Source organism: Streptomyces sp. RB17 (genome assembly GCF_009604455.1).
Classification (GTDB): Bacteria; Actinomycetota; Actinomycetes; order Streptomycetales; family Streptomycetaceae; genus Streptomyces.
Genome location: NZ_WEGL01000006.1, coordinates 614,128 through 628,448, shown reverse-complemented (window position 1 = coordinate 628,448; position 14,321 = coordinate 614,128). Strand labels below are relative to the sequence as shown.

Below are 14,321 nucleotides of genomic sequence, written 5' to 3'. Positions count from 1 at the left end.
TATCGACCGAACCGCGCGACACCGCCGCCCGTGAAACCAGGCATGAGCCGTCGCAACACGGCACCATCCGATCACTGGGGAATGAACATCATGTACGTCAACTTCCGCCCCCTGGGCCGCCGATCGCGCTGTGCGGCCGGGCTGGCCGTGGCCACCGCCGGTGTACTGGGGCTCCTGAGCGCGTGCGGCCACTCACCCCGCCCCTCGGCCGCCGGCTCCCTCACGCCCGGCCCGGGTCAGCATCAGCCGGCCGGGATGCCCGGCGCCTCGGGGACGCCCAGCATGACCATGCCCCCCTCCTCTCCGAGCAGGGCTACGGCCGCCACACCAGTGTCCGCCGACGCCGTGGCGATCAAGAACTTCGCGTTCTCTCCGGCCACGCTGAAGGTCACGGCGGGCACGACGGTGACCTGGACCAATGAGGACACCGACGCCCACACCGTCACCAGTGCCGGCGCGGGCGGCCCGCTGCACTCGCCCGCCCTCGCCACGCACGGCAGCTACACCTACACGTTCACCAAGCCCGGCAGCTACGCCTACGTGTGCACCATCCACCCGTTCATGACCGGCACCGTGGAGGTGACCTCATGACCGCGTACGACGATCATCAGGGTCCGGCACCGGCCGGCGGCGCCGAAGAGCCCGCGACCGAGCACGGCATGACCCGGCGCCAACTCCTGCGGCACGCCGGATGGTTCGGTGGGGCCGTCGTGCTCACCGTGGCCGGCGGCGAGGTGATCAGCCATGTCGCCGGCACCCGGGACGCCGCCGCGGCGGCCGCCGGGGCCGCCGGGTCACCGAACGGTGCCCTGCGGTTCGTCCAGGTCTCCGACAGTCACATCGGCTTCCAGGGTCCCGCCAACACGGACGTGGTCGGCTCGTTCACCGAAGCGGTCCATCAGGTCAACGGGCTGGGGTTCAGGCCCGACTTCGTGATGCACAGCGGCGACCTGACCCACCTGTCCACGGCGGGACAGTTCGACCAGGTCAGGCAGATGCTGGCCGGGCTGCGGACGGATCGTGTCTTCACCGTGCCGGGCGAGCACGACTCCATCGGCGACGCGGGCCGCGCCTACCGGCAGGCCTTCGGCAAGGGCACGCTCGGCGACGGCTGGTACAGCTTCGACACCCACGGGGTGCACTTCGTCGCGCTGGTCAACACCCTGCGCCTGGAGAAGCTCGGTCACCTCGGCACCGAGCAGATCGACTTCGTCCGCAAGGACCTCTCCGGCCTGCCGTCGGACACCCCTGTCGTGGTCTTCAGCCACATCCCGCTGTTCGCCATGTACCCGAAGTGGGGCTGGAGCACGGACGACGCGCTGAAGGTGATCGCGCTCCTGCGCCGCTTCTCCTCGGTCACCTGTCTCAACGGACACGTCCACCAGCTCTTCACCAAGACGGAGGGCAACATCACCTTCCACTCCGCCACCACCACCGCCTACCCGCTGCCCAAGCCGGGCCGGGCACCCGCCCCCACTCCCCAGGTCGTGCCCGCCCGGCAGCTGAAGGACGCGCTCGGCATCCGCACCGTGGGATACCGGCGGGGAGACCAGCAGCTGGCGATCAAGGACGAGAGGCTGGCATGAACGCCGCGAGGCTCGTCACCGGATGAGTCCGGTTCCGGTCCACGAAGGGCCGTACCTCGACAGGCAGCGTCGTGGCCAGGGCGGCCTTGCGGCCCCGCTCCAGCGCCCCGTCGAGGTACGGCGGCCCGAAACCTTCGAAACAATCCTCCGTATGACAGCCACCACCGCACATCCGCTCCTCGACCGCGCCCACCGGCTCGCCACGGACCTGCTGATTCCTCAGGCCGAGCGGGTCGACCAGGAGGGCGTGCCGACGAGCCACATCGAGGCGGTGAAACGGTCCGGGCTGCTCGGGGCGGGCGCTCCGGCCGCGTACGGCGGCTCGGGCGCGTCGCCGGCCGTGGTCCGCCGGATCGCGGAGATCCTCGCCGGGGCGTGCTGTTCGACGTGGTTCGTGCAGACCCAGCACCACACGCCGGTGCAGATCCTGACACAGAGCGAACTCCCGGTACGGGACCGGCTGTTGGGCCCGCTGTCCCGGGGCGAGCTGATGTCCGGGGTGGCGTACGCGCATCTGCGGTCGTATCCGGCTGTCCCGGTACGCGTCCGCCGGGAGGGCGGCGGCTGGCGGTTCGACGGCACCGTGCCCTGGTACACCGGGTGGGGCCTGAACGACGTGATGCTGCTCGCCGGGACGACCGACGCGGGCGAGGCGCTGCTCGCGTTCGCCGAGGCGCGCGAGCAACCGGGGCTCCGGGCCTCGGACCCGATGCGCCTCGCCGCGCTCAGCGCCGCGCGCACGGTGTCGCTGGAGCTGACCGGGCTGTGGCTGCCCGAGGAGGCGGTGGCGCTGCGGATGCCGTACGAGCGGTTGGCGCCCCGGGACCGGGCCAGGACGCTGAACGCGAGCCCCGCGGTCTTCGGCCTCACTCAGGCCGCCCTGTCCTTGCTGGACGCGGAGACCGCCGCCCCGCTCACGGCCCGGCTCGCCGACGTCCGCCGCCGGGCCTACGCCCTGGCCGACCATCCGGAACCGCTGGAGCGGGTCGCCGAGCGGCTGACGGTGCGCGCGGAGGCGTACGAGGTGCTGCGTACGGCGACCACGGCGGCGGTGGTCGCCGGGGGCGGCCGGTCGATGGCCCTGACGAGCCGCGCCCAGCGCCTCGCCCGGGAGGCGCTGTTCCTGCTGGTGCAGGGCCAGACAGCCGAGACCCGTACGGCACATCTGCGGGCGCTGGGCGGTGCCTGAGCCCGGGCCTCGGCGTCTGCGCCGGTCAGGAGCCTCGCCGTCACCGTCGGCGCAGTACGCCCTGGGCCGGCGTGCGGGTGACGACCGTGGCCGCCGCCGCGAAGACGAGGCCCTCGGCCAGGTGCCGTGGGCGGGTGGGACGCGGGGCACCGGAGCGGCACAGCCGGCCGCGGGCCCACAGGGTGAACGGGAGGACCACCAGGGGCGTGGTCGCGGAGCCCGGGGCGCAGCCCGAAGGCGCTGAGCGCGGCCCGGTTGGACGGCGGACCGGCCCCCGCTCCGGTGGCCGTCGGCGCACGCGGTGGCCGGCAGCACCGCCATCGCGCCGACCGCGGTGGTGAACTCGCGGGCGTCCACGGCCTCCAGCCGCCGCCACACGGTCTCCGGCACCCGGGGGAACCTCTTGCGCAGCTCCGGCAGCGGACCTGACCGCGCCGGGCGGCCGACGAACTGCGCCTGTCGCAGCCCGCGTTGAGCGATGCCCTGCGGAATCTGGAGCGGGAGCCCGGGGTCGACCTGCTGGAGCGGAAGCGGTCACCGGCCACGATGAGCGCGGCACATCCGGTGACCCGGGTCGAGGTGGTGGGCATGCAGCAGACGGCGGTCCCGCGCGGGCTCGTGGCGGGCTGTCGATCGCCGACGCCACCACGACTGACATGCAAGTACGCACACGGGCCTACACATAAAGAAAAAATAAGAGCAAACTGGAAGCATGCGGTGGTAACCGTATACACCGCACCAGACACGGTCTGGCCTGCAAGTCAAAGGAGACGAGTTATGGCCAACGTGCACAGGGGTGATATATCGACCCACCCCGATGTCTCCGAAATGCGGGCACGCTACGCCCGCATGCTCGGCGGTCGTGATGTGGCGCTCGTGGACGGGCCGGTCTTCCTGCTCGGGCTGTACTGCGCGGCATCTCCGTGGATAGTGCACTACACGACGAGCCAGCCCGCGCTCATGACCCACAACCTGATCATGGGCATAGCGATAGGTCTGCTGGCACTGGGATTCACCCGGGCCCCCGAGCGGATGTACGGCCTCAGCTGGGCCATGTGCGCCATGGGCATCTGGATGATCATCGCCCCCTGGATCGTGGGCAGTGGCCCGGACAAGGGCGTGATCATCAACAACGTCATCATCGGCGCACTCGCGCTCCTGCTCGGCCTGGTCTGTGCCGGTACGGCGGCGCGGAGCACCCCCAGGCCGTGACAGGAGACGCACGGAAGGGAAGAACAGGAAGAACGGGCAGTACGTGAGGCCGGTCCGCCCGGGCGGACCGGCCCCCTCGCGTCCGCTCAGCGGCCCGGCACCAGCCAGGGCTCCTGCGGCAGCGTCCGGCCGGTCTCCAGCAGCGACTTGAGGTTGGACAGCACGGCCGGCCAGCCGGAGGCGACGTCCGAGCGCTCGCCCTCGTCGTTGAGGTCCTCATGGACGACGGTCAGCCGGACGATGTCCTCGTACGGGCTGATCTCGAAGGTGACGCGCGAGTGCCGCTCCTCCCGGCTCTCGTCGTCGGGCGCGGCCCACGTGGTGACCAGCCGGGTCGGCGGCTCGCTCTCCACCACCTTGCCGACCACGTCGGCGATGCCGGAACCGTCGGTGCGCACATGCGCCCAGCGGGAGCCGGGCCGCCAGTCGGACTCGTTGCGGTGGCCCCAGTAGGCGGCCGTCAGGTCGGCGTCCGTGAGCGCCTCCCACACCTTCTCGGGGGTGCTCGCGATGTAGGTGACGTACACGAAACTCGGCTTGTCGGTCATGGCTTCCTCAGCTCGTCGCTTCAGGGCGCCGAGCGCGGCAAGGCGCGGGCGCTCGAACTTGTCGATCCACCGCTCCTGGATCTCGTGGAGCGGTACGGGGTTGAGGTAGTGCAGCTTCTCCCGCCCCCGCCGCACCGTGCTGATCAGGTTGGCGGCCTCCAGGACCGCCAGATGCTGGGTGACCGACTGGCGCGTCATGGCGATGCGCCCGCACAGCTCTCCCAGGGTCTGGCCGTTGTTCTCATGGAGCCGGTCCAGCAGGCGCCTGCGTGTGTCGTCGGCCAGCGCCTTGAAGACCTTGTCCATCCCGGTGTCGTCCTCTGATCGCACACTCAACGTTATGCAGGTAATTACTTGCATGTCAACCGTGGGCCCGGCAGGCCACAGGCCGGTGCCGCGGGCCGGTGCCGCGGGCCGGCTCAGCGGGGCACGGTGAAGGAGATCCAGACGTCCGGGTCCAGCTCCGGCCGGTCCGGGACCGGACGCAGCTCGCGCGTCCAGGCGCCGGGGGCCAGGTCCTCGGCGACGCGCCGCCAGAAGCGCACGGCGGTCGCGTTGTCCTGCTGGAAGGCGATCTCCCACGCCCCGGGGTGCCGGCCCAGCACCTCGCGCACGGCCCGGAGCCCGATCCCCCGGCGCCGCGCCCCGCGCACCACGAAGAAGCTGTTCAGCACCCGTACCGGCCCGTCGAGCCCGCGCACGAAGGCCAGGCCGACGGGGCGGTCACCGCAGGTCAGCAGATACGGCACCCAGCCGGGCGCGGTGAAGACGTGCTCGACGCGATCGCTGCGGAAGGTGCCGTCGTGGGCGGGCAGCACGCCGTAGAACTCGGACAGGTCGTGGCGGAACATCAGCCACAGCCGCTCGACGGTGGGCCGGTCCTCGGGGGTCGCGGGACGGACGGAGACGTCAGCATTGCTGGTTTCGGTCATGGACGAAAGTCTCCCCGGCGGACTCGGGTCCGGACCGGGGAGGTTCGCGCAGGCTGTGGTAACTCTAGCCCAGTGCAGGCCGGTTGAGCGTCAGACGGGCTCCGCGTCGGGGTCCAGGCCCGCCAGGTACTCCTCGCTGATCTCCCGCTCCCCGAACGGCCACACCTTCTCCAGCCGGGACCACACGACGAAGGCCACACAGCCCAGGGCCAGCCAGGCAAGGGACCATTCGATCGGGTGGCGGCCCGGGGAGTTCTTGTCGGCGTAGCCGTAGATCACGCACCAGCCGGCGAACGCGACGACGCTCGGCAGCGGGTAGAGCCACATCCGGTACGGTCGGCGCAGGGTCGGCCGGCGTTTGCGCAGAACGGTCAGCGCCACGATCTGGGCGAGCGCCTGCACGATCACCATGACCGTCGTGAGCAGCTGGATCAGCGTCGCGAGGTCGGTGTGCCGGCCGATCAGGAAACCGACCGCTGTGATCACGCCCATCGTCGCGAGACCCAGCATGGGAAAGCGGTGCCGGGGGTGCAGCTTCTCGTACGGCCGGAAGAAGACGCGGTCGCGGGCGGCGTCGTACGGGACGCGGGAGCCGCCGAGCAGGCCGGTGAAGACCGAGGCGAAGGCCGTGATCAGGATCAGCACGGTCACCGTGTCGGCGGCGCCCTTGCCCCAGGTCTTCTCCAGCACCGCCGAGGCGACCGAGGTGGAGGCGATGTCGTGCGGGTCGCCCATCCGCTGCCAGTCGATGACGCCGAGGGTGCCGATCTGGAGGAGCAGGTAGATCGCCATGATGCCGAGGATGGAGTAGAGGATCGAGCGGGGCAGGGTTCGGCCCGGATCCTTGATCTCGGCGCCCATGTACGCGGTGGTGTTGTAACCGAGGTAGTCGTAGATGCCGATGGTCAGGCCGGCGGCGAAGCCGAGCCAGAAGTGGTTGCTCGTCAGGTCGAAGGCGCCCGACGGGTAGGTGAAGGCCAGGTGCGGGCTGAAGTCGGAGGCCGCGGCGACGATCACCAGCAGCACCGCGGCGATCATCACCGCCCACATCACGGCGGTGATCCGGGCGATGTGCTCGATGCCGCGCCAGAGCAGGAGCACGACCAGCGCGATGATGCCGAGGCCGATCAGGTCCCCCGCCGTGCGGCTCAGATCCGGGGCCAGATAGCCCAGGTACTGGACGAAGCCGACCACACCCGTGGACATGATCAGCGGGATGAAGAGCATGGCCGTCCACACGAAGAGGAACGGCATCAGCCGGCCCGTGCGGTACTGGAAGGCCTGGCGCAGATAGACGTAACTGCCACCGGATCCGGGCATCGAGGCGCCCAGCTCGGCCCAGACCAGTCCGTCGCACAGCGCGAGGACGGCGCCCGCGACGAAGCCGATGACCGCCTGCGGGCCGCCGAACGCGGTGACCATGAGCGGGATCGTCACGAACGGGCCGATGCCGCACATCTGGCTCATGTTGATGGCCGTGGCCTGGAACAGGCCGACACGACGGACGAAACCACCCGTGGGTGGCGGGCTACCGGACATGGGGACTCCTGACGCCACGGGCCCACTCGACGACACCCGGCGGGCTGATGGGCGATAAAGTTAAGGAGCCTTACTAGAGGCGTCAAGTGTGCGCCGGGAATACATGAGAATGGTCCGATGACCGTCAGTGACGCCGAAGAGCAGCACGAACAGCCCTGGAGCCGCCGACGACTGCGCAGCACCAACGAGCGGCTGCTGCTGGACCGGCTGCGCACCCTCGGCGCGGCGTCGCGCGCCCAACTGGCCCGGGAGACCGGCCTGTCGAAGCCGACGGTCTCCAGTGCGCTGGCCTCCCTGGAGACGGCCGGCCTGGTGCACGAGGTCGGCACCCAGGCCCCCGAGCGGGGGCGCACCGCCGTGCTCTACGCCCCCGACCCGGCCGCCGGGTACGCGCTCGGCGTGGACATCGGCCGGGGCTGGCTGCGGGTGGCGGTGGTCGACCTGGACGGCACGGTCGTCGCCCGCGCCGACGTACGCAACCGGACCCGCGCCTCCGCCGCACTGGCCGACCTGGTCGTGGGCACCGCCCGGCAGGTGATCGCGAGCTCGGGTGTGGACCCGGCCGAGGTGGTGCACGGGGTGGTCGGCACGCCCGGCGTGTACGACGAGAAGCAGCGCCGGGTGCGGTACGCGATGCATCTGCCGGGGTGGGGGCGTACGGGTCTCGTCGACCGGATGCGGGAAGAGCTGGGCGTGCCGCTGGAGGTGCACAACGACGCCAACCTGGCCGCGCTCGGCGAGTACACGTACGGCGTCGGCACCGGCAGCCGGCTCTTCGCGTACATCCTGATCGGCACCGGCCTCGGCATGGGCGTCGTCGGCGAGGGGCGGCTGTTCACGGGGGCGCACGGGCTGGCCGGCGAGATCGGCTTCCTGCCCTGGCCGGGCCGGCACAAGCCGGAGCGGCTGGAGGACGCGGTGTCCGGGGAGGCCGTGGTGGAGGCCGCCCGGGAGTTCGGGATGAGCGGGCAGCTGACGGCGAAGGCGGTCTTCGACGCGGCCCGGCAGGGAAATCCGGCCGCGCTGCGGGCCGTGGAACTGGAGGCGGAGCGGATCGCGCACACCGTGGCGGCGGCCGCCGCGGTCCTCGATCCGGATCTGGTGGTACTCGGCGGCGGCGTCGGCCACAGCGTCGACCTGCTGCTGCGCCCGGTCCAGGAGCAGGTACGCGCCCTCACCCCACTGCGGCCGCGGATCGCACCGAGCCGGCTCGGCGAGGACGCCGTGCTGCTCGGTGCGGTGGCCACGGCCCTGGACACGGCACGGGACCTGGTGTTCGAGCGCAGGACGGCCGGAAGCTGACTCCCCACAACGCCCACTACGGCCACGGTCGTTGACACGGTCCGCGGGGCACCCTAGCTTGAGGCAAGTTAGTAAAGTTTCCTAACTTTACGAGTCCGGAGCTCTGGCATGTTCCTTCGCCCCGCCCTCGGCCGCCGGTCCGCCGTCACCGCGCTGGTCCTCGGCCTGCTCGGCTCCCTCAGCGGCGGCGCCTGGGCCGGGGCCCGGCAGCCGGCGCCGCCGCCCGGGCCCGCCCGAACCACCCGCGTCCCCTCCGCGGCCGGCACCGACACACCGCTCGCCGGGTACGCCATCCAGTCCTCGGCGAAGGTGGGCGACTCGCCGGCGGCGATCTCCTCCCCGGGCTATCCGGCGCGGGGGTGGTACCCGGCCGGCCCCCGCTCCACGGTCCTGGCCGCACTGCTCGCCGACGGCGTCCACGCCGATCCGTTCTTCTCCACCAACCAGGAGAAGATCCCGAAGGCCGACTTCCAGGTTCCCTGGTGGTACCGCTCCGACTTCACCGTCGAGGACACCACGCGGCGCACCTTCCTCGACTTCAGCGGGGTGATCTCGGCGGCCGACGTGTATGTGAACGGCCACCAGGTGGCCACGGCCGCGGATGTCACCGGCGCGTACACGCACCACGAGCTGGACATCACCTCACTGGTCACGTCCGGCACCAACACGGTGGCCCTCCGCGTCCGGCCGAATGATCCGAACAAGGACCTCACCATGGGCTGGATCGACTGGCTCCAGCCGCCGCCCGACCGGAACATGGGCATCGTCCGGGACGTCCGGGTGCGCCGGGGCGGCCCGGTGGCGCTGCGCGACGCACACGTGATCACCCGGCTGGCCGTGCCGTCGCTCGCCTCCGCCGATCTGACGGTGCGGACACAGGCCCGCAACGACACCGGCACCGCGGTCACCGCCCAGGTCACCGGGCGCATCGGCGCGACCACCTTCACCCGGCGGGTCCCGCTCGCCGCCCACGAGACGAAGACCGTCACCTTCTCCCCCGCCGACACCCCGGGCCTGCATCTCGCCTCGCCGAGGGTGTGGTGGCCGGCCGGGATGGGCGGACAGCCGCTGTACGACCTCGACCTCACCGCGTCCGTCGCCGGTACGACCTCGGACACCGCGCACCAGAGCTTCGGCATCCGCGACGTCCGGGCGCCCCTCGACCCGGACGGCGCACGCCAGTACCGGATCAACGGCCGCACGCTGCTGATCAGGGGCGGCGGCTGGTCGCCGGACGAGTTCCTGCGCTGGGACACCGCCTCCGTCGAGGACCGGCTGAAGTACGCCCTCGACCTGGGCCTGAACACGATCCGCCTGGAAGGGCACCTGGAGCCCGACGAGTTCTTCGACCTGGCCGACCGCTACGGCATCCTCACCCTGCCGGGCTGGGAGTGCTGCGACAAGTGGGAGGGCCAGGTCAACGGGAGCGAGACCGGCGACAAGTGGACCGAGGCCGACTATCCGGTGGCCAGGGCGTCCATGGCCGCCGAGGCCGCCCGGCTGCGCGACCACCCGAGCGTGATCTCCTTCCTGATCGGCAGCGACTTCGCACCCGACGCGAGGATCGAGAAGACCTACCTGGACGCCCTGAAGGCCGCCGACTGGCCCGACCCGGTCGTCTCCGCCGCCTCCGACAACTCCTCACCTCAGCTGGGACGTTCGGGCATGAAGATGACCGGGCCCTACGACTGGGTGCCGCCCGGCTACTGGTACGCCAAGCGTGAGGGAGGGGCCACCGGCTTCAACTCCGAGACCAGCGCGGGCCCCAGCATCCCCACGCTCGACACCCTGCGCCGCATGCTGACCCCGGCGGAACTGGACACCCTCTGGAAGGACCCGGACGCGAGGCAGTACCACCGCTCGCCGTCCCCGGTCTTCGGCACGCTGAAGATCTACGACGCCGCCCTCGCCGCGCGCTACGGCGCGCCGGAGAGCCTCGCCGACTATGTGCGCAAGGCCCAGCTGGCCCAGTACGAGAACGTCCGCGCCCAGTTCGAGGCGTACCAGCGCAACTCCACGGACTCCTCGAAGCCCGCGACCGGGGTGATCCACTGGATGTTCGACAGCGGCTGGACGTCCCTGCACTGGCAGTTGCTGGACCGCTACCTGGACCAGGGCGGGGCCTACTTCGGCGCGAAGAAGGCCGACGAGCCGCTGCACGTCCAGTACTCGTACGACGATCGCTCGGTCGTGGTCGTCAATCACCGCCACGCCTCCGCGACCGGACTCACCGCCCGGGCCACCGTGTTCGACCCCGACGGCACGCAGAGGTACGACAAGTCGGTCGGCGGGCTGACGGTGAGCGGCGACGGGGCGCACGGGACCGCCCTCACCCTGCCGTCCTCGGTGGGCGGGCGGTCGTCGACGTATCTGCTCCGCCTGGTCCTGACGGGGGCGGACGGCAAGGAGGTGAGCCGGAACGTGTACTGGCTGTCCACGCGGCCCGACACCCTCGACTGGTCCGGCACCAACTGGTACTACACGCCGACGACGAGCTACGCCGATCTCACGGGGCTCGCCTCGATGGCGCAGGTGCCGGTGTCGGCGAGGGCGGCCACTCAGTCGTCGGGCGGCACGTCGACCACGATCGTCACCCTGCGCAACACCGGGAGCGGGAAGACCCCGGCACTGCTGACGGACGTCCACCTCGTGGACGCGCGCGGGAAGCCGGTGCTGCCGGTGCGCTGGTCGGACAACGAGGTGAGCCTGTGGCCGGGCGAGTCGGTGACGCTGACCGCCACCTACCGGACGGCCGACCTGCACGGATCGGCGCCGGGGGTGCGGGTGTCCGGCTGGAACACTCCCGAGCGGACGGTGCCGGCGGCGGCCTGACGGAACGGGGGTGGACCGGTACGGCCCACCCCCGGCCGGTTCAGCTGACGTTGAGCGCGGTGTCGTCCACGACGAACGACGTCTGGTACTGGGAGCCCTCGGTGCCGGTGAACTTCAGCGTGACGGTCTGCCCCGCGTAGCCGCTGAGGTCGAAGCTGCGCTGGGTGTAGCCGGCGGCGGCGTTGAGGTTCGAGTACGTCGCCAGGGTGCCGAGGACCGTGCCGGAGCTGTTCAGCACCTGGACCTTGAGGGTGTCGTAGGCCGTGCTGGTCGAGGTCTCGGCGGTGTCGATGTGCAGATAGAAGCTGAGCGTCGCCGTCGAGCAGCCGGACGGGACGGTCACCGACTGGGACAGGGTGTCGGTGGTCGCGGTGCCGTAGCCGTCGAGCCAGGCGTAGTACGAGCCCGAATGAGCGGACTCACCCGTCGAGTTGGTGATGACCCCGCTCGACGCGCTCCAGGTGGTGTTCCCGGACTCGAAGCCGCTGTTGCCGAGGAGCTGGGATGCGGTGCAGGTACCGGTGCCGCCGCCTCCCCCACCGCTGGTGGTGCCCGAACCGGCCAGCCAGGCCGAGGCGTTGAGGGCGAGTGCGGCGTTGGTGGCGCTGGAGTCGTTCCAGCCGTCGTACAGGGTGTTTCCGGACTGGCCGGTGCCGTCGTCGATCGGGGAGCTGTCACCCCAGAAGGCGACACGGCCGCTGCCGAAGGTGCTGGTGAGGAAGAAGGCGCCGGTGTTGCCGGAGTAACCGGTGCGGTACAGCAGGCCCTTGACGTTCGGGTTGTCCGACGGCTTGAGCGTGGCGGTGGTGCCGTTGGCGATCAGGCTCTTGGTGACCGTGCCGAAGGAGCCGTGCAGCACCGGGTCGGTGCTGTCGCTGATCGCGGCCGGGTGGTCGGAGCTGATGTTCAGCGCGTCGATCGAGAAGCCGAACGGGTCGGTGGAGTCGACGCTGTTGTTCGTCATCAGGTCGTTGAGGATCTTGACCGCGTCGGCGCCGTCGTTGTTGCGGTCGGCGCCGGTGTGGTCGGAGATCATGAACAGCCCGCCGCCGTTCTTCACGAAGTTCATGATCGCCGTCTTCTCGGCGCTCGTGAACAGCGTGTTGGGTTCCGGCAGGACCAGCGTGTCGAAGTTCGACAGGTCGGTCGAGGACGAGCCGCCGTAGCTGAGGCTCGACCCCGACGGGAGGGTCTTCAGGCTGTAGCTGCCGGTCTTCTGCAGCGCCACGCCCCAGGAGGACAGGGCGCCGGTCCAGTCGGTCTCGGCGGACGGGGAGGAGTCCTCGCCGAGCGGGTCGGGCTGGCTGGTGGAGATGATCCAGTCGGCGTTGCCGGCCGTCTCGGCGTGGGCGTTGTCGAACAGGATGCGGTGCGTGGTCGCCGCGTGGGCGGCGGTGCCGCTGCCGACCTGGACGGCGGCTCCGGTGAGGAGCAGCCCGAAACCGGCCAGGGCGGTGGTGAGTCTGCGGCGGGATCTCCTGGATCCGAGCATCCGGCGAACCTCCATGAGGGGTGGGGAGAGGCGGTGCGGGCGCCAAGTCTGCGCGCGTAGAGCCGGATTGAGGGTTCTACACGCGTCGATTGGTTGAAAGGTACATGGCATGAAGGCCGGGTGAACAGAAAGTCCCGGCAATAACCGGAGCGGAGTGCCTCCGCTCACAGCGGGCAGATGCCGAGTGGGAGGCACGACCAAAAGGGGTGGGCATGGAGATCTCGGGCACCATCAGCGCCATTGTCATCGGGCTCGTCATCGGCGTCCTGGGGCGTCTGGTCGTCCCCGGGCGACAGCACATCGGCATCCTGTGGACGATCGTCGTCGGCATCGTGGCCGCACTCTTCGGGTCGGCGATCGCCGCCGGGTTCGGGGTCGCGGACACCAAGGGGCCCGACTGGATCGAGTGGTTCATCCAGATCGCCCTGGCCGCGGCCGGGATCGCGGCGCTGGACCGGGGCCGCGTGCGTCGCTGACGCGGGCTCAGCTCCCGTAGAGGTAGGGGGTGGTGGTGCTCAGCGGGTGGAAGCCGAGGCGTTCGAGGATCGGGCGGCTCATGGGTGAGGCGTCCACCTGGAGGTAGCGGTAGCCGCGGGCGGCGGCGACGTGGGCGCGGTGGGCGACCAGGGCGCGGTAGACGCCCCGGCCCCGCCAGGCCTCGACGGTACCGCCGCCCCACAGCCCGGCGAACCGGGTGCCGGGGACCAGCTCCATCCGGGCGGCGCTGACGGGCTCGTCCCCGGCCAGCGCGACCACGGCGACGACCGTGCCGGGGTCGGCGGCCAGCCGGGTGAGCAGCCGGTGCCGCAGTCGCGTGCCGTCGGTGCCGAAGGCCTTCTCGTGGACGTCCACGACGAGGTCGACCCCGGCCGGGTCGGTGGCCTGCACGAGGCGGATGCCCTCCGGAGGTGCGTCGTCCACGGCGAGCCGGCCGGTCTCGCCGATCATCAGGGTCTCCTCGGGCTCCGCCCGGAATCCGGCGGCGAGGAGCCGGGCGCCGAGGTCGCCCGGCCGGTCGTGGCCATAGAGCTTCCACTCGAAGTCGCGGCCGAGGCCGGTGAAGTACGCGACCTGGTCCTGGATCGCCCGGTCCGCGCCCGCCGTGTCCAGGCCGGACCAGAGCACGCCGTTCCACCCCTGCGCGTCCGCGACCTGACGCACCACCGCGCCGGCCCGTTCGATCCGGGCACCGGGTCCGTCGGGAGCCACGTTCTCGCGCATGTCACGGTCGTAGAGGGCGAGCACCGCCGAGTGATCCATGCCCCGACTCGACCACGCCCGAGCGCCCAGGGGCAACGGAATTAGCCGTCACCGGCCTCAGGGCGTACGGCGGCCAGGTAGGCGCTGAGCCGGTCGCGGTTGCGGGCCAGGCAGTCGATACGGGACTGGATGCGGTCGATGTGCCCCTTCAGCAGGGCGGCCGTCTCGGGGGTCACGCACTCGGCGGGCGGGTGCAGCTCGCCCGGTCCCGAGAGGTACGGCAGGATCGCCCGGATCATCTCGGTGGTCAGGCCCGAGTCCAGCAGGCCGCGGATCTGCTGGACGTCGGCGACCGCGGACTCGGGGTAGGCGCGGTAGTCGTTGGCGCCGCGTCCGGGGTGGAGGAGGTCCTGTGCCTCATAGTAGCGCAGCAACCGGGCTGGTACGCCCGTGCGGCGCGACAGTTCACCGATCCGCATGCACGCCTCC

Annotated in this window: 14 protein-coding genes and 1 pseudogene; 8 read left to right on the top strand and 7 right to left on the bottom strand. The window is 71.1% G+C overall.

The features are described from left to right. The first annotated feature begins 81 nt into the window (after nucleotides 1-81). From SRB17_RS46670 to SRB17_RS28055, 3 genes are all read left to right on the top strand, one after another. Nucleotides 82-591, top strand: coding sequence for a cupredoxin domain-containing protein (locus SRB17_RS46670; protein WP_228396312.1), 510 nt, complete (start codon nucleotides 82-84; stop codon nucleotides 589-591). Continuing rightward, a complete protein-coding gene (locus tag SRB17_RS28060) occupies nucleotides 588-1,586 on the top strand; it encodes a metallophosphoesterase family protein (RefSeq protein WP_153542876.1) in 999 nt (332 codons plus the stop codon). Before SRB17_RS46670 ends, SRB17_RS28060 begins: the two co-directional genes overlap by 4 nt. Nucleotides 1,587-1,737: 151 nt before the next feature. Next, nucleotides 1,738-2,775 (top strand): acyl-CoA dehydrogenase family protein, encoded by a 1,038-nt coding sequence (locus tag SRB17_RS28055; RefSeq protein WP_153542875.1) that lies wholly within the window; start codon nucleotides 1,738-1,740, stop codon nucleotides 2,773-2,775. 40 nt (nucleotides 2,776-2,815) lie between these two features. On the opposite strand, the gene SRB17_RS28050 is transcribed toward SRB17_RS28055, so the two are convergent. Further along, entirely contained in the window at nucleotides 2,816-2,974 is a 159-nt protein-coding gene (locus tag SRB17_RS28050) for a hypothetical protein (RefSeq protein WP_153542874.1), read from the bottom strand. A gap of 245 nt (nucleotides 2,975-3,219) precedes the next feature. Here SRB17_RS28050 and SRB17_RS48580 point away from each other — a divergent pair. Continuing rightward, nucleotides 3,220-3,312: pseudogene (locus tag SRB17_RS48580) on the top strand (helix-turn-helix domain-containing protein); the annotation flags it as partial. Between the two features lie 240 nt (nucleotides 3,313-3,552). Beyond that, the gene (locus SRB17_RS46665; protein ID WP_153542873.1) at nucleotides 3,553-3,987 is read left to right on the top strand and encodes an SPW repeat protein; all 435 of its coding nucleotides are present in this window, start codon (nucleotides 3,553-3,555) and stop codon (nucleotides 3,985-3,987) included. Nucleotides 3,988-4,073: 86 nt separating this feature from the next. Here the strand turns inward: SRB17_RS46665 and SRB17_RS28035 are convergent, their stop codons facing one another. The 3 genes from SRB17_RS28035 to SRB17_RS28025 form a co-directional block, all read right to left on the bottom strand. Next, on the bottom strand, nucleotides 4,074-4,841 hold the full coding sequence (locus SRB17_RS28035; protein ID WP_153543047.1) for an ArsR/SmtB family transcription factor: 768 nt from the start codon (nucleotides 4,839-4,841) through the stop codon (nucleotides 4,074-4,076). A 113-nt stretch (nucleotides 4,842-4,954) separates the two neighbouring features. Further along, complete coding sequence (locus SRB17_RS28030; RefSeq protein WP_153542872.1) at nucleotides 4,955-5,467, bottom strand: GNAT family N-acetyltransferase; 513 nt, start codon at nucleotides 5,465-5,467, stop codon at nucleotides 4,955-4,957. Between the two features lie 90 nt (nucleotides 5,468-5,557). Further along, nucleotides 5,558-7,006: an APC family permease gene (locus SRB17_RS28025; RefSeq protein ID WP_153542871.1), complete on the bottom strand. Its 1,449-nt coding sequence runs from the start codon at nucleotides 7,004-7,006 to the stop codon at nucleotides 5,558-5,560. A 117-nt stretch (nucleotides 7,007-7,123) separates the two neighbouring features. Here SRB17_RS28025 and SRB17_RS28020 point away from each other — a divergent pair, with 117 nt between their 5' ends. Together SRB17_RS28020 and SRB17_RS28015 are read left to right on the top strand one after the other, a co-directional pair. Continuing rightward, on the top strand, nucleotides 7,124-8,308 hold the full coding sequence (locus SRB17_RS28020) for an ROK family transcriptional regulator (protein ID WP_153542870.1): 1,185 nt from the start codon (nucleotides 7,124-7,126) through the stop codon (nucleotides 8,306-8,308). Between the two features lie 108 nt (nucleotides 8,309-8,416). Beyond that, a complete protein-coding gene (locus SRB17_RS28015; protein WP_153542869.1) occupies nucleotides 8,417-11,140 on the top strand; it encodes a glycoside hydrolase family 2 protein in 2,724 nt (907 codons plus the stop codon). Between the two features lie 40 nt (nucleotides 11,141-11,180). On the opposite strand, the gene SRB17_RS28010 is transcribed toward SRB17_RS28015, so the two are convergent. Next, nucleotides 11,181-12,632 (bottom strand): hydrolase, encoded by a 1,452-nt coding sequence (locus SRB17_RS28010; RefSeq protein ID WP_153542868.1) that lies wholly within the window; start codon nucleotides 12,630-12,632, stop codon nucleotides 11,181-11,183. Nucleotides 12,633-12,844: 212 nt separating this feature from the next. Here SRB17_RS28010 and SRB17_RS28005 point away from each other — a divergent pair, with 212 nt between their 5' ends. Beyond that, nucleotides 12,845-13,108, top strand: a complete 264-nt coding sequence (locus tag SRB17_RS28005) for a GlsB/YeaQ/YmgE family stress response membrane protein (RefSeq protein WP_153542867.1) — start codon at nucleotides 12,845-12,847, stop codon at nucleotides 13,106-13,108. A 7-nt stretch (nucleotides 13,109-13,115) separates the two neighbouring features. Here the strand turns inward: SRB17_RS28005 and SRB17_RS28000 are convergent, their stop codons facing one another. Then, nucleotides 13,116-13,892 (bottom strand): GNAT family N-acetyltransferase, encoded by a 777-nt coding sequence (locus tag SRB17_RS28000; RefSeq protein ID WP_153542866.1) that lies wholly within the window; start codon nucleotides 13,890-13,892, stop codon nucleotides 13,116-13,118. A gap of 41 nt (nucleotides 13,893-13,933) precedes the next feature. Further along, on the bottom strand, nucleotides 13,934-14,311 hold the full coding sequence (locus SRB17_RS27995; RefSeq protein ID WP_153542865.1) for a MerR family transcriptional regulator: 378 nt from the start codon (nucleotides 14,309-14,311) through the stop codon (nucleotides 13,934-13,936). Nucleotides 14,312-14,321: the final 10 nt, after the last annotated feature.